Raw genomic sequence first — 16,737 nt, 5'->3', positions numbered from 1 at the left:
TCCCTTGAGATCTATATTGTCTCACATTCAAGTACTATATTTTACATAAGCAAATTATTATATCTCAGAATTATGCCATGAATAATTTTAAGTCGTCTTCTACTGTTCCAATTCCAGCAATGCCGAAGTTTTCAACTAATACTTTAGCTACATTTGGAGAAAGGAAAGCTGGTAATGTTGGTCCTAAATGGATATTCTTAACTCCTAAATATAGAAGAGAAAGTAGAACGATAACTGCTTTTTGCTCATACCATGCAATGTTATATGCAATTGGAAGATCATTAACATCCTCTAAACCAAATACTTCTTTTAATTTAAGAGCGATTAATACTAAGGAGTAAGAGTCATTACATTGTCCTGCATCCAGTACTCTTGGTATTCCACCTATATCTCCCAAAGGAAGTTTATTGTATTTGTATTTTGCACATCCTGCGGTTAAGATTACTGTATCTTGTGGCAATGCTTTTGCAAAATCAGTATAGTAATTTCTTGATTTAGCCCTTCCATCACAGCCTGCCATCACAAAGAATTTCTTAATAGCTCCGGATTTTACAGCGTCTACCACTGCACCAGCTAACTCAAATACCTGGTTATGAGCAAATCCGCCAACAATTTCTCCAGTTTCAATTTCAGTTGGAGCAGCACATCTCTTAGCATGTTCAATAATTTCAGAGAAATCTTTCTTATCTCCAGTGCCTCCCGGAATATGTTTACATCCCACAAATCCTGCTGCACCTGTAGTATATAATCTATCTTTGTAGCTATCCTTTGGAGGAACAATACAGTTTGTTGTCATAAGGATTGGTCCGTTAAAGGAAGCGAATTCTTCGTTTTGTTTCCACCATGCATTACCATAGTTACCTATAAAATTGCTGTATTTCTTAAATGCTGGGTAGTAATGAGCTGGAAGCATTTCAGAGTGAGTATAAACGTCTACTCCTGTTCCCTGGGTTTGCTCTAATAATTGCTCTAAATCTTTTAAATCATGGCCGGAAATTAAGATACCAGGATTTTTGCCAACACCAATATTAACTTTAGTGATTTCCGGATTACCATAAGAAGTTGTATTTGCTTTATCAAGTAAAGCCATACCGTCAACACCGAATTTACCAGTTTCTAATGTCAGTGCTACTAATTCATCAGCTGTTAGAGTATCATCCAATGTTTTAGCTAATGTGCTTTGCATAAATGCACATACTTCTTCATTTTCAAAGGATAATGCATTTGCATGTTTTACATAAGCAGCTAAACCTTTTAAGCCATAAGTGATTAATTCTCTTAAGCTTCTAACGTCTTCATTTTCAGTTCTTAATACACCAACTGTTGTGGATTTTGTATCAAATTCTTCATCTGTGCTGGCATCCCATGTTGCTGCATCTGGTAAATTTGCTGTGTTATTTAGTTTTTGTAATAAATCTCTCTTTACATTAAGAGTCATTCTTACTCTGTCATAGAATACTTTGTCATCAAAGTTTGCATTGGTAATAGTTGTAAATAAATTTAAAGTAACTAGATAATTAATATCTGTTCCAATAGTCTGCCCTTCTGCTCTAAGTCGTGTAGTCACTTCAGAAAGTCCTTTTGTAACATAGATTAATAAGTCCTGCATTCTTGCAAGGTCCGGTGACTTACCACAAACACCGAATTTTGTACATCCGGTACACCCTGCTGTTTCCTGACATTGATAACAAAACATTTTGTTTTCCATTTACTTACCCTCCAATTATATATTTATAATTTTAATGATTTTTTAACTTGGTTGCTTCATTTCTTAAAATGAAATCTTTTTTGTCTAAGTTGTTTTAACCGATGTCATTATATTATAATAATTGAATTAGAATTTCTGTAACATATGTTACGAATTAAAAAATAAATTTATATAATGAAAAAAGATATGAAATTCTGATCTTTTCATATCTTTTAAAAATGTAATATGCATTTTTCAGCCTGCATTCCCAAACAATTCTTTTGAACATGGTAGGTATGCATCGATCAATTCTGCTATATTATTGGGATCGGTATCTGGCATAACTAATAAATTGCTATTGGTCCATGAGGACCATCAATAATTTCTATTTTCGTTTCAAAAATATTAGTCAAAATTTCTGAATCCATAATCTCTTCTACTGTTCCAAAGGCGGCAATTTGTCCATCTTTCATGGCACAAATTCTATCAGAGTATTTGGCTGCAAAATTTATATCATGGAGAACAGTCAGAATTGTTCTACCAAATTCATTAGCAACATGCCTTAAATGCTCCATCATTTGAACAGAACGAGCAACATCAAGATTATTCAGAGGCTCGTCCAAAAGAACATATTCCGTCTCTTGGCACAAAACCATTGCTACATATGCCCTTTGCCTTTGTCCACCAGAAAGCTCATCTAAATATCTATTTTCCAGATCAGTCAAGCCTAAAAAATCGATATATTTAGAAATAATAACCTCATCCTCATTCGTTAATCTTCCCTTTGAGTGGGGAAAACGTCCAAATCCAGCTAATTGTCTGACAGTAAGCCTGGTTACAAAATGATTTTCTTGTCGCAAAATAGTTAAATGTTTTGCTAAATCTTCTGATTTACATTGAGAAATATCCATATTTGCCACCTTAATATGGCCTTCATCCATATTTAAAAGTCTTCCAATCATCAAAAGCGTGGTAGACTTCCCTGCACCATTGGGTCCAATTAAAGAAGTAAGTCCCGCTTTTGGTATGTCAATATTCAAAGGGCCTATTTTTACCTCGTCAGTATACACCTTTTTTGCATTGTCAATCCTTATCATAAAGTTCCCTTCCTTAAAAGTACAATTAAAAATGTTATTCCACCAAACATCTCAATAATAACTGAAACTACACCTTGAGCATTGAATACATGATACATAAAAAAGTATGAACCTGTTAATATCAAAAATCCAATTGCAAGAGCCATTGGAAATACATATCTGTGATCATAAGTAGGCACCACCTGATAGCTCAAAGTTGCAACTAAAAATCCATAGAAAGTAAGCGGCCCAACCAAAGCCGTTGAAATTGACATCAAAACAGAAACTAATATAAGCGTATAAATTATGTTTGATTGATGATTAACTCCCAATGAAGTACAGACATCTTTTCCAAGTGACAATACATTTAATTTCTTGGAATAAGCAAGAATAAGTATTGCTGCAACTATTACAATTGGAATTGCAATAGGAAAATATTCAGAAGCCGCATTATTCACAGAACCAAATAATTTTGCCTGTAAAATATCAAACTCAGACGGCGCGAGAAGTCTTCTCATAAAAGATGACAAAGACTTTAGCCCTGTTCCAATAATCACTCCAACCAAAAGCATAAGTTGTAAATTTCCATACTTTCCGGAAAGCAACCATCCATAAAGTATCAAACACATCAAGACCATAATAACAACTTGAAATACAAAAGATCCAATACCTCTAAAGCTTATGAATGCATTGGCGCCAAAGAAAAACATTGTACTCGTATGAATTGTTGAATAAAGTGCTTCAAAACCTAAAAGTGAAGGAGTGATAACCCTATTATTCGTAATCGATTGAAAAGCCACAGTGGACAAGCTCTGGCAAATTACAGCAATAACCATTGTAACAAGAGCAACCATCCTTCTTCTGGCAACTGGGATAAAAGAAGGGGAATCTACTGGAACCGGATTGTTATAAACCAAAAGTCCATAGGAAAATAGGATGCCCAAAACAATCAATGCTATGAGCAAAATCCAATAACGTTTTTCTTCCTTTTTTGAACGAAAAGCTCTAGCTGATCTGTTTTCATTATGAAGGCTAGATATAATTTCCCCATTTTTATTATTACTATATTCTAATTCCTTCATCTTAGTCTCCTTTGTCTCAATAAAATAACAATAAATACCACTGAACCTATTGTTCCAAGTATCAAAGAGACAGGTACTTCAAAAGGCATGATAATTGTCCGAGAAATTATGTCACAAACAGTTATAGTACCCATTCCTAACACACATACCCAGGGCAAATTACTTCTAAGATCATCGCCCCTAAACATTGAAACAATATTTGGTACAATTAAACCTAAAAAAGGTAAATTTCCAATAACAGCTGCTACAATTCCAACTGCAAAAGAAATAAGACCAGTGCCAAGAAGAACGATCTTATTATAATTTAATCCAAGACTTGTTGTAACATCTTCCCCTAGTCCAGCTAAAGTCAGCTTATCAGCATAGATAAAAATAAGAAATGTAATGATAACTATTAACCATAAATATTCGTATCTTCCAATTTGAACCGATGCAAAAGAACCTACAAACCAGGTTTCAATGTTTTGTGTCATTTGAAAAACTAGTCCAATAAATGTGGAAATTGCAGAAATGACTGCTCCAAGCATCATTCCAATAATGGGGACAATCAAAGATGAACGAAGTTTAACTCTTCTTAAAAATAAAAAGAAAATCATAGTTCCGATAAAGGAAAAAACGATGGCCCCAGTCATTCTTTGAACTAAAGTTGGTGCAGGAAAAAACAAATAAACAAAAACAAGTCCCAAACCTGCCCATTCAATAGTTCCTGTTGTGGTAGATTCAACTAAACGATTTTGCGTAATCAGTTGCATTACCAGACCTGACATTGACATTGCAGCTCCAGTAAGCATTAGTGAAGCTGTTCTTGGAACACGAGTTATGAAAAACATATTCATTCCATCCTCTTGCCCTTTTATATCATAAACTCCGGTAAACAGCGATATAATACCTAAAATAATAACAACTATAATTGCTAATATAAAGGGTTTTGTCCATATTCTATTGTGATTATAACGTTGGGGCTGAGAATTCTCAGCCCCAGCCAATTTTTGTATTGTATCTTTTGGCACTATTTTATACTCCTTTATACTACTTACTATTTAGCTAAAGAATTTGTAAGATTTTCAAATAACTCCAGATAAGTTTGTATTGATTCATTAGTATAAGTATCATTTGGTGCATAAACTATCTGTTCTTTAGAAACTGCAGTTGTATTTTTAAGAGCAGGTGAATTATCAATAACATCCTGAGCAGGAACTGCATCAGTTGTAGAAGAAACTGCAGCATCACGATCCAGTACGAAGATCCAATCCGGATTACTTTGTGCAATAGCTTCAACAGAAATATCATCACCTTGATGGTCTGAAGAAGAACCATCAACTTCTAATGCTGGAGTCCATCCAAAGATTTCATACATTGGTCCCCAAACACGTCCAGAATGTGGAGCTGAGAAACCAATATCTCCGCCAGAAACTACAACACTCATAACTGTATCCGTTCCATTATATGCAGACTTAGCATTTTCAATAGCTTGATCAAAATCAGCTATCAATTGTTCAGCCTCTTCATTTTTATCAAAGATTTTCCCCAAACTGATTGTAGAATTCTTAAGTCCATTTACTAAGTTTTCTCCAGGTGAATCTGCTTCCTCAGAAACATCAAAATTAAGATTAATAACCGCTGCATTTGGTACTAATGCTTTTATCTCATCATAAAAACTGGCAAATCTTTGACCAACAATTACAAGTTCAGGGTCTACCGCTGCCAAAATTTCAAGATTTGGTTCACGATGATTTCCAATATCTTGAACTGACTCATCGGCTACATATGGCGAATCCGCAGGCATTACACCCTTTGGAACAGCCGCTAATTCAATTCCCCAATCAGATAGAGTTTCAAAAGTTCTGTTATCCAAAGCAACTACATTCTTTGGTTTTACAGGAACAGTGACAGTTCCATAAATATCTGTGATTTCAACCGTTAAAACTTTCTCAGTTTCTGCATTGTCTTCCGTTCCAGCAGTTTCTTCACTTCCCGCAGCTTCAGTAGGATTATTTACTGACTTATTAGTTTCAGGGTCAACAGTGTCATTATTTGGTTTTGAACAACCTGCCAACATCAAAGTAAAAGCTGCTAAAATTACAGTTAATTTAATAAATTTTGATTTTCTCATAAATCTCTCCTTATATGTAATCGTGATCAATAACAGATTATTGAATTGATAAAATCAATATCTATGTTATATCCTCATCAGGTAAGCAGACTTGCCTGTTTCAGCAGGAGTTAGGGCTCCTGCTGAAATGCCACATAGTGAGAATGAGGTTAGAGCCGTAACGTAAGTAAATAAACTTGCCTATAGGCAAGTGGATTATTCTCTTTAACTACGTGATTTAATAATAATTATTCCTATTTCACTATAGTGCACAGCAACAATATAAACATTTTGACAATGATTATCAATTTCATTTCCTTTATTATTATAACAAATCAAAAGATATTGTCAACTGTTTTTTCTTTACTTATCTTTTTTATCTTTACTTATCTTTTTCATCTTGAATTATGAGTTATGAATTACATCTATTATTTAAAAACCCCTAACCAAGGAATATATATCCTGATTGACGGTCATACATTGATTTAATGCTTCTTCTATTAATTCAAACTGAAACACTGTTTTTAAAATTTTACCCCTCTTGCTTCTGGTCTCTTGTGCCAGGTATAAAGCTTTAGTTATGAAACTTCCCAATCTATTCCTTTTTTGCAAATGAATACTTATTAAAAAGGTTACAAAGTTGTATGGAAGTATGACAAGAAATGTAGTAGAATTTTTCTTATAACAATAAAGTTGTTATGAAGCAAATTTATAATAGGAGGGTTATTTAACAATATGTACATAAAATTAATAGAAACTTATAGCCCGGCAAATGCACAAGAGGCACAGGATAAAAAAGTTATCTTAAACTATATAAAACATTTTGAAAACAATGTTTTACTTAGAGATAATGAAATAGCTCACATAACCAGCTCCGGATTTATTATGAATAAGTCCTTGGATAAAGCATTGTTAGTACACCATAATATACGAAATGTCTGGTCTTGGACAGGTGGACATGCCGATGGTGACGAAGATTTACTGCATGTTTCATTAAAAGAGGCTAAAGAGGAAACAGGAGTTATTGATATTCATCCATTAACAGATGGCATAGCCTCCATTGATATCCTCCCTGTATTTGGCCATATGAAAAATTCAGAATATGTAAATACCCACCTGCATCTGTCTATCGCATATGTACTTATAGCAGATGAAAAAAATGAAGTGTGTATTTGTTCCGAAGAAAACAGCGGAGTAGAATGGTTTCCCATTGAAAAATTTACACAGAAATATTTTGATGAAGGTGATGTTTACTTATATAACAAACTAATTTCTTTCGCACATATAGCTGCTAATAAAACTACCAATTAATCTACATAAATAATTTTACTTCTTAATATTTTGAAGATTAAAACCCTCTCTTAATAAAGCACGAATATTTACATAACACCCTAGGAATACTATCTGCGAAAGGAGTGTTAGATATGAGTGAGTTTAATGATACCAAAGGTGTTCCAACAAAAATAACCGAAACAAACGATGAAACTCCAGATTCCGCAACCAAAAATGGCGATGTATATTCCAGAGAACTGGAACAACCTAACCGTTCCAATGCGACACCGGACATTCCACAAGAAATGCCAATACGTGAAATGAAGTAAATGTTATAAAAATTTAGCGTAGTAGGACGCTTTGCTCTGTAGTTTGGAAATCAGAAAGTGCTCATTAAAGCTTTCATAATGACTCAATTTATATGTTCAAGGACAACAGGGTGTATATTATAAATTTTGCTACCTTACCCTGTCGGCCGGATTACGCAAAATTTATAATATACACCCTGTTATCCAAATTTAGTTTATGAGAGTCATTAGGAAAGCTCAATGAGTACTTTCTGAGTTTAATTTATGTTGTGAAGCAAAGCTGTTTATAAAATAATTTAATTTTCATCAATCAAGTTTAAATATATTATTTACATTTAAGAAATAAATTCTCTGCGGACAATAACTATTAGGTAAGGTAGCAAAATTAATCCTATATAACCTGTTATCCTTGAATATATAAATGAGTCATTATGAAAGCTTTAATAAGCACTACTGAGTTCCCAACAAACTACAGAGCAAAGCGACCTACTAGAAATTTAGTTCAAACCTTTTACGCTCATAGTTAATTCGTCCAATTCTATAATTTTAACCATATCACGGTCTACCTCTATAAGGCCGTCTTCCTGCATCTTAATTAGCTCTCTTGATAAAGAAGGCCTTGTTACATTCAGATAAGCTGCAAATTGTTCCCGATTCATATTTAACTGAACATATCTTGTATTATTACAATTCTCTAACAGGTATTTGGCTATCTTTTGTCTTAAGCTTCCGCTGGTCAGCAGCTGAACCTTATTATTTAAGAAATATGCTTTTTGCGCTAATATTCCCAGCATATTTTTAATTATTTTAGAGTGCCCGTCACAAGTCTTACTACAAGTATGAAAGAAGAAATCTTTTGGTATTTCCAATACACAGGATTTTGAATTAACAACTACATAATAACTATAATCTGTATTTTCTAAGAAAACATAGACTTCTCCAAATATATCTTTTTCTTCTATATTGGTGACGATATATCTTCTTCCATCAGGTGAGTCCTTACATACTGATACGGATCCACTCATTAAAACATACAGAGCTTTTGGCGGATCCATTTGGCTGAATATGATTTGATTCTTTTTATATTCAACCACCTTTGCCTGGGAACAAACAAGTAAAGTTTCGATTTCGGAAGAAGTCAATCCCTTAAAAAGCACATTATATTCTAACATCTTTAATATATCTTTCATGATAACTCCTATCTGTAATTCCCTATCATATTGATTCCCAAATTCCATATTACATCTTTTTATTTCGGTATAAAAAGGTGATTATCATATTCAATCCTTTAAAAAGATTAATTATTTATATAAACTTTTTATTTTACTCCATACAATTTAGGAAACAATAAATTGCATCGTAGCTTCGCTAAGATCCATAGCCAGCTGTGCTAAATTTTCTGTAGTGTGGGCTACATCTTCCATTACGGTTACTGTATGTCCTAATTGTATCTGAATCTCACTTGTGCTGTCAAGAGATTTGCCAGTTCTATCATTTACATCAACAATTGCATTATTTACTGATGATACCGAATTTGAAATGCTATTAACCAAATCATTAAATTCCACTGTCATCTGATACAAGGATTCTGAATCATCATAATACTGTTCCCCGGTATTTAAATATGCATCAAATTGGCTTTGAACCTCTTCATCAATAAATTTTAACAAATGATGTCCATTTTCAGAAAGATTTATAAATGCATCCTGCACTTTTTCAATTGTGGTCTGAATAGTAGCTACCGTACTTTGAGTTTGTTCAGCTAATCTGCCTACTTCACTGGCAACAACTGCGAATCCCCGTCCATGTTCACCGGCTCTTGCAGCCTCAATAGAAGCATTTAATGCCAGTAAGTTGGTTTGTGCGGAAATATCTCCTATTACATCTGCCATTACCTTGATTTCTTCGACAACTTTACCTGCTTCAATTGCATCAATTATTTTCTTCTGTTGTGATTTATAAACCTCACGGCTGGCTTGAATTGCATCCTGGGCTGTTTTTTGAACTGCAATCGCCCTATTTTTAAATTTCTCCGAATTTTCACTTTGTTTATTTGTCTGGTGATTTAAATAATCCATGTTATTGGTAATTTCTTTTACGGCAGACATAATGTCTTTAACTGAATCCATGTTATTTTGTGAATCTGACACAACTGCTACAGTAGAAACATTAATTGTACCAAAACGCGATGTTATTTCTTCAGTAGTTGCAGTAAGTTCTTCACCTGCCGCACTTAATTCTTGGGATTTATCAACAATTCCGGCAATAAGTTTGCACATATTCTCTTTTGCGAGATTTAATGCGGTACAAGTTTCACCAAATTCATCTTTTCTATTCACATCAATTTGTTCTGTAAGATTTCCTTTCGACAGATTAAGTGCAAAAGTTTTCATCTTATTTAGAGGCTTTTTAATACTAATAGATATTACTATACTTACAATTATTCCAATAATAAGAAATGCTATTGTTATACTTATCATAAAGTTCTTTAGATTATCAATACTTTTTAGCCCTTCCTGGGATGGGAGGCATACTGCAAAAGACCAGGAAGTACCTTCAATAGGACAATAGGAAACAAAGTATTCGATATCTTCATATATGTACTCTGAAAAGCCTGCTTTCCCTTCCATCATTGCTTTCTGAACTTCTACATACTTTTCATATCCCGGCTCTGCTGCAAAGGTTTCAACATCCACTCTCTTTTCTTCAACAACAGCAATATCCTTGTCTGCAATTCTTACTCCCAGTTCATCTATAATATAGGCATAACCCCCCGTTCCAACCTCAATATTTTGAACGATCTCATTTAATTGGCTTGCTGTAATTACACCGCCAATTGTGCCTATAATAGTATTATTTTTATCTACAATAGGTGTTGTAACAATTATGATTAATTTATTATCGGATTCACTAAATAAAGGTTCTGTAATATTAGTAACACCGGTCATAGACAGTTTAAAGTTTTCTTTCTCAGATAAATCAAATGGATCCTTGCCTGCAACTCTTGTTGTTCCATCAGGAGCAGATATCTGAATCCTTTCATAGCCCAGTCGTTCTGCCTCACTTACAACAATAGGCTCCTGAATGGCCCAGTTCATACTTGTAATGCCTTCACGTCTTCCTAGGGTCTCCATCTCAGCTTTTCTTTGTGAAAGTACCTGAGAAAATAACTCTGCATTATTTTTCACACTGTTTGTAAGATTGTCTCTGATACTATTTTTCATTTCTGCCGAACTTTTTAAGTAAGATATTACTGTCAGTGTACTGCAAACAATTAAAAGCAATAAAAAAATCTGTATCATTAATTTAATCCCAATACTAATTCCTCTAGAATCCCTAATTCCCAACCCATTCTTTTTCAAAATAGATACCTCCATAGTATATAGTTTCTACAAAAATCTTAAAAATTCGACTAATTAATTATACTATATTAATAAATTCTATACAATTCTCAAATCAAAAATTAGGAAATTCAGACTACTTATGTGATTGCCATTTTGTAAGGGATTGATGGGAATTGAACCGGATTACTTAAAAAGTGCATTTTTATAATTAATTCCATGAAATTCTTCTTTATAGGAAAAAGAACCATGCATATATGAAAATAAATACAAACTAAAAGGATTGAACCAACGCTGTGATATACTACTCTGTGGCAGACAGTTTAAATAAAAACTGTTTATTTAAATACCATATCACTGTATCGGATTCAATCCTTAATTGTATAAAAATAACTAATTAATTGAGACTATAAACTTAATACAAAGCCACGATTTTTAAGAGATGCCGTAAAGCCACTTATTTCTTTTTTACATACTTAAAAAATTGATATTCCACATCATAATAAGTACGTTCATCCGATTCAGCAACTACTATCCAATCTTCTTTCTCATCCAGATTTGGAAAATAGGTATCTGCCTGATAAGCATAGTCAATCTTTGTAATATGAGCCACATCACAATAATCTAAAAACTGATTATAAATTTCAGCTCCTCCAATAATATAGACATCCTCAGATTTATATTTCTTTATCTCTTCCAAAGCTTCCTCTAAGCTATGAACAATAATAGCATCATCTGCCTTAAATTTCTTGTCTTTGGTTAAGACTATATTAATTCTGTTTTTTAGCGGTCTGCCGCTTGGGAAACTTTGCAAGGTGTGTTTCCCCATCACCACCACTTTATTGGTAGTTTCGTCTCTAAAAAAACGCATGTCTTCCGGGATACTGATTAATAACTTATTCTGATAACCAATGGCCCAATTTTTATCAACTGCTACTATAATATTCATTTATATTACCTAAACTATCACAAATTCTTTGTGAAGCCGCCACAATTGTAGTGAGAGAATTCATGTATGGCATCCTTTCTTTCCATTATTTTCTTTCACTGATTCTTTTTATTTTTTATACTGCAACAGGGATATTCTCAACCTTAGGTCCGGTTACGTAGTTGTCTAATCTAAAATCGTCAACAGTAAATTGATAAAAATCCTTAATCTCCGGATTCATCCAAAAGGTGGGAGCATCATAAGTTGGTCTAGTAATTAATTCTTGAATAATAGGAATATGTCTGTCATAAATATGAGCATCTGCTATTACATGAACCAGTTCCCCTACTTCCATATCACAAACCTGAGCTAACATATGAACCAATACTGCATATTGACATACATTCCAATTATTTGCTGCCAGCACATCCTGGGAACGTTGATTTAAAACTGCATTTAATTTTAATTTATCACTATTCTTTGACTTCGTTACATTAAAAGTCATACTATATGCACAAGGATACAAATTCATCTCATGAAGATCCTGATGCACATATATATTTGTCATAATTCTACGGCTATATGGATTGTTCTTAAGGTCATAAATTACTCTGTCAACCTGATCCATTTCCCCTTCTTTATACTTATGTTTAACTCCCAGCTGGTATCCGTAAGCCTTACCGATGGAGCCAGTTTCATCTGCCCAGCTATCCCAAATATGGCTGATTAATTCATGTACGTTATTGGATTTCTTCTGCCAAATCCATAACATTTCATCAATGCAGCTTTTAATCGCAGTCCTGCGTAAGGTAATGGCAGGGAATTCTTTGGATAAATCATATCGATTTACTACCCCAAATTTTTTAATGGTATAAGCATAAGAACCATCCTCCCATTTCGGGCGAACCTTCTCTCCTTCTGTACTACAACCATTTTCAAGAATATCATTGCACATATCTATAAATATTTTATCCGCTAAACTCATTGTTGGCTCCCTTCTGTATTTATGTTTTTTATCCTTAAGTTTTTCAGTATTTTAATCTTGGTATATTATATCATTTGATAGTGAGCTGGTCAAACTATGTAAAAAGGGAATTTATACTATTTATAAGGTATATATTTATATTGTACAGCAAAAACCATGTGGTATAATATACCATATGGTTGAAATATAACAATTAGCTATTTTTCAATTAAAGTACTAAACGAATATAAAGAAACAGATATTGGTATATGGAAATGTCCCCTGATAGTGATGTAAACTATTGAGTATTAATATATATAACTTTTCGGAATTAGACAGTTCTAATTCCTATACAGATTGAAAAATCAAGGCTTAGAGATTCCGAGAAGTTATTATTATAAATGGAGGAGTATATTTTATGAAAAAGTTTTCTTTATTAATAATGATTGTTCTAATACTAGTTTTGGCTACAAGCTGCAAAAAGCAAGTTTTTGATGGTAACCGTACAGGCAATAATGAACAATTTATTATGGATTATTCTGTTTTAAATAAAACAGATACACAAGAGATGGATTTAGAGGAAGGAACTATTATTGATGTTATCATAGAAGATGAATCTGGTCGCGTAGATATTCTTGTGGCTGAAGTCGATGGTGACGAAATTTATAGAGGTGATGATGCTTCTTCAATCAGCTTCTCATTAGAGGTACCAAAAACAGGAACATATAAATTTTCTGTTACAGGGACTAATGCAAAAGGAAGTGTTAGTTTTAGAGTTAGAAAATAACTTTTCTTTTAACTAAACATGCAATAGTTCACTATACTATGAAAAAACCATCCTCTACTAATGCTAAATAATAGCGTTAATAAAATTCCACCCTAAAGCATTCAAGAACTAATCAAAGTGCTTGATTACTTATATGTTAACTTATAACAGGACACTTGAAAAATCAAGTGTCCTGTTTATTAATATCATTTTTTATACACTATATTTATGCTTCTATCCCTACAGGTTGTTCCAATGCAAACTTTTTAATACTTGATACATTAGCATATTTTTTAACTTCCCCATCCTTTACAACAACAAGAGTAGGTGCCTGCATAATGCTATATGTGTTTGATAATTCCGGATTCTCTTCCGCATCAATTACAGTGTATGGAATACCTGTTAAAAATTCCTTTGCTAATCTACAGTTAGGACAGGTCTTGGTTGTGAATAAATATATCCCGTCTTCATTGGTAGCACACAGCTCTTCCTGTGTGGAATATTGGGAGGCTTCCGCAACTAAAGTATTATTTTCATTCACCTTTAAATTGGAATGCTCTGCATCATATACTTTTCTGTTCTTATATTCCTGTGATTTTCCTTCATTCCAGTTTTGAACCGGACGGTAATAACCGGTAATACGGCTGTATACTTCCGCTTTCGCTCCGCATTCCGGACAAACAAAATGTTCACCTGTCAAGTATCCATGATTTTTACAGATAGAATAAGTAGGAGACAGTGTATAGTACGGAAGCTTATAGTTTTCTGCAATAGTTCTGACCAGCTTAGCTGCTGCCATCCAATCCGGTAATTTCTCACCTAAAAATGCATGGAATACGGTTCCTGAAGTATATAAAGTCTGAAGTTCATCCTGAACATCCAGGGCTTCAAATACATCCGCTGTATAATTAACTGGTAAATGAGAACTGTTGGTGTAATAAGGAGTATCCCCTTCTTTTCCGGCAGTTTTAATATCAGCCCATTTCTTTCTGTCATGCTTTGCCAGACGATAACTTGTAGATTCAGCAGGAGTTGCTTCCAAATTATATAAATCACCATATTCTTCCTGGTAATCTGATAAACGTTCTCTCATATAATTTAAAACTTTTATGGAAAACTCTTGCGTTCTTGAATCAGTCATATCTTCTCCCAACCAATTTGCATTTAATCCTACTTCGTTCAAGCCGACTAAGCCAATGGTGGAAAAGTGGTTTTCAAATGTGCCCAAATAGCGTTTTGTATAAGGATATAAACCTTCCTCCAATAATTTCGTAATTACTTTTCTCTTAACCTTTAAGGAACGGGCAGATATATCCATCATTCTATCTAATCTTTTAAAGAAGTCCTTTTCATCTTTTGCAAGATATGCGATTCTTGGCATATTAATGGTAACAACACCAACAGAACCGGTACTTTCTCCGGAACCAAAGAAACCGCCTGTTTTCTTACGAAGTTCTCTAAGGTCTAATCTTAATCTGCAGCACATGGAACGTACATCGCTTGGCTCCATGTCACTGTTAATATAATTTGAGAAATATGGGGTACCGTATTTGGAAGTCATTTCAAATAGCAATCGATTATTTTCTGTATCGGACCAGTCAAAATCCCTTGTTATGGAGTAGGTAGGTATTGGATATTGGAAGCCCCTGCCGTTGGCATCTCCCTCTATCATAATCTCAATAAACGCTTTATTCACCATGTCCATTTCTTTTTTACAATCTTTGTATTTAAAGTCCATTTCCTTGCCGCCAACGATACAATTAAGTTCTGCCAAATCATTTGGTACCGTCCAGTCTAAGGTAATATTAGAGAAAGGAGCCTGAGTTCCCCAACGGCTTGGAGTATTTACACCATAAATAAAAGATTGAATACATTGCTTTACTTCACGGTAACTTAAATTATCAACCTTTACAAATGGAGCTAAATAGGTATCGAAAGAGGAAAAAGCCTGTGCACCAGCCCATTCATTTTGCATAATTCCTAAAAAGTTAACCATCTGATTACACAGGGTGGATAAATGGCTTGCAGGTGAAGATGTGATTTTACCCGGTATTCCTCCAAGACCTTCCTGAATCAGTTGTTTCAATGACCATCCTGCACAGTAACCTGTAAGCATGGATAAATCATGGATATGTATATCTGCATTTCTATGTGCATTTGCAATTTCTTCATCGTATATTTCAGATAACCAGTAATTTGCTGTAATGGAACCTGAATTATGTAGTATTAATCCGCCGACAGAATAGGTTACGGTAGAGTTTTCTTTTACTCTCCAGTCCTCTTCTTTTACATAACTATCAACGATTTCTTTATAATCAAGGATGGTAGATTTCATATTACGAATTTTTTCTCTATTTTTGCGGTATAAGATATACGCTTTTGCTACATCGGTATAGCCTGTCTGCTCCAATACATGTTCTACGCTGTCTTGAACATCTTCCACATGTATTTTATTATCTTCCACTTTATCTTGAAAATCAGCTGTAACTCTTAAAGCCAGTAGATTGATTATGTCATCGGTATAAAACTTGTCGGTAGCTTTAAATGCTTTTGAGATTGCTTCTGCTATTTTAGTCAGATTAAACCCTGCAATTTCCCCATCTCTTTTTACTACATTAATCATTTTAAATCTCCTTCCTAATTCCATTATTTACTAAAGCTTTTGGAAAGCCTATGGTTAATATACTATCAAAAATATAGTAGTTCGTCAATACATTAAAACTACAATATGTGCTTATTTTTAAAACCCTACCACTATATATTGTGGTCAATTTTAGTACATAATCCCTATTTACATTAGAAATATCAGATTATTCAGAAGAATTATGTTTATCTTTATTACACATGGCGCTATTTCATAAAATATTAGAATAAAATGAATTATTCATTTAATTTATAAGAAATATTGGTTAAATAAAAATTTAACTTATTAACGACGTACGCTTTGCCCTGAAGTTATGTGAAAAACTCAAAAGTGTTAATTGGGCCTTCATAATGACTCAATTTATATTTTGTAAGATAACGTGGTGTATAGGATAAATTTTGCTACCTTACCCTCGTGGGGCATGGCCTTGGTAGAGCCTCAAAGCTCATGACAAGTATCGCAGAGGGCGATACTTGTCATTGAGTCTCTAGTCGGCCATAAGCAGCCTTCTCGGCCGGATGACGCAAAATTTATCCTATACACCACGTTATCTAATTTACTTTATTAAGAGTCATTA

Annotated in this window: 13 protein-coding genes; 3 read left to right on the top strand and 10 right to left on the bottom strand. The window is 33.7% G+C overall.

The genetic code is table 11. From position 1 onward, the window contains the following. Positions 1-70: 70 nt before the first annotated feature. The 5 genes from hcp to BM183_RS07285 form a co-directional block, all read right to left on the bottom strand. On the bottom strand, positions 71-1,708 hold the full coding sequence (gene hcp, locus BM183_RS07305) for a hydroxylamine reductase (RefSeq protein WP_091685711.1): 1,638 nt from the start codon (positions 1,706-1,708) through the stop codon (positions 71-73). 323 nt (positions 1,709-2,031) lie between these two features. Next, complete coding sequence (locus BM183_RS07300; protein ID WP_091685709.1) at positions 2,032-2,784, bottom strand: iron ABC transporter ATP-binding protein; 753 nt, start codon at positions 2,782-2,784, stop codon at positions 2,032-2,034. Beyond that, positions 2,781-3,845: an iron chelate uptake ABC transporter family permease subunit gene (locus tag BM183_RS07295; RefSeq protein WP_091685707.1), complete on the bottom strand. Its 1,065-nt coding sequence runs from the start codon at positions 3,843-3,845 to the stop codon at positions 2,781-2,783. Before BM183_RS07295 ends, BM183_RS07300 begins: the two co-directional genes overlap by 4 nt. Beyond that, the gene (locus tag BM183_RS07290) at positions 3,842-4,855 is read right to left on the bottom strand and encodes an ABC transporter permease (protein WP_091685705.1); all 1,014 of its coding nucleotides are present in this window, start codon (positions 4,853-4,855) and stop codon (positions 3,842-3,844) included. Before BM183_RS07290 ends, BM183_RS07295 begins: the two co-directional genes overlap by 4 nt. Positions 4,856-4,881: 26 nt before the next feature. After that, positions 4,882-5,958 carry a siderophore ABC transporter substrate-binding protein gene (locus BM183_RS07285; RefSeq protein WP_091685703.1) on the bottom strand — a complete coding sequence of 359 codons (1,077 nt, stop codon included), beginning with the start codon at positions 5,956-5,958 and terminating at the stop codon, positions 4,882-4,884. Positions 5,959-6,672: 714 nt separating this feature from the next. Here BM183_RS07285 and BM183_RS07280 point away from each other — a divergent pair. Then, positions 6,673-7,248, top strand: coding sequence for an NUDIX hydrolase (locus BM183_RS07280; protein ID WP_091685701.1), 576 nt, complete (start codon positions 6,673-6,675; stop codon positions 7,246-7,248). A gap of 113 nt (positions 7,249-7,361) precedes the next feature. After that, positions 7,362-7,538, top strand: a complete 177-nt coding sequence (locus BM183_RS20685) for a hypothetical protein (protein ID WP_170847925.1) — start codon at positions 7,362-7,364, stop codon at positions 7,536-7,538. 476 nt (positions 7,539-8,014) lie between these two features. Here the strand turns inward: BM183_RS20685 and BM183_RS07275 are convergent, their stop codons facing one another. From BM183_RS07275 to thyA, 4 genes are all read right to left on the bottom strand, one after another. Continuing rightward, positions 8,015-8,707 carry a Crp/Fnr family transcriptional regulator gene (locus BM183_RS07275; protein ID WP_170847924.1) on the bottom strand — a complete coding sequence of 231 codons (693 nt, stop codon included), beginning with the start codon at positions 8,705-8,707 and terminating at the stop codon, positions 8,015-8,017. 147 nt (positions 8,708-8,854) lie between these two features. Further along, positions 8,855-10,879: a methyl-accepting chemotaxis protein gene (locus BM183_RS07270; RefSeq protein WP_170847923.1), complete on the bottom strand. Its 2,025-nt coding sequence runs from the start codon at positions 10,877-10,879 to the stop codon at positions 8,855-8,857. Positions 10,880-11,315: 436 nt separating this feature from the next. Next, positions 11,316-11,807: a dihydrofolate reductase gene (locus BM183_RS07265; RefSeq protein WP_091685696.1), complete on the bottom strand. Its 492-nt coding sequence runs from the start codon at positions 11,805-11,807 to the stop codon at positions 11,316-11,318. A gap of 115 nt (positions 11,808-11,922) precedes the next feature. Further along, complete coding sequence (gene thyA / locus BM183_RS07260; RefSeq protein WP_091685694.1) at positions 11,923-12,771, bottom strand: thymidylate synthase; 849 nt, start codon at positions 12,769-12,771, stop codon at positions 11,923-11,925. A 397-nt stretch (positions 12,772-13,168) separates the two neighbouring features. On the opposite strand from thyA, the gene BM183_RS07255 reads away from it, so the two are divergent. Next, positions 13,169-13,537 carry a hypothetical protein gene (locus BM183_RS07255; RefSeq protein WP_091685693.1) on the top strand — a complete coding sequence of 123 codons (369 nt, stop codon included), beginning with the start codon at positions 13,169-13,171 and terminating at the stop codon, positions 13,535-13,537. A gap of 205 nt (positions 13,538-13,742) precedes the next feature. On the opposite strand, the gene BM183_RS07250 is transcribed toward BM183_RS07255, so the two are convergent. After that, positions 13,743-16,139 (bottom strand): ribonucleoside triphosphate reductase, encoded by a 2,397-nt coding sequence (locus BM183_RS07250; RefSeq protein WP_091685691.1) that lies wholly within the window; start codon positions 16,137-16,139, stop codon positions 13,743-13,745. Positions 16,140-16,737: the final 598 nt, after the last annotated feature.

This window comes from Anaerocolumna aminovalerica, assembly GCF_900115365.1.
In the GTDB taxonomy this organism is placed as follows: domain Bacteria; phylum Bacillota; class Clostridia; order Lachnospirales; family Lachnospiraceae; genus Anaerocolumna; species Anaerocolumna aminovalerica.
The sequence above is the reverse complement of the archived record's forward strand: the minus strand, read 5'-3'. Positions and strand labels throughout refer to the sequence as shown.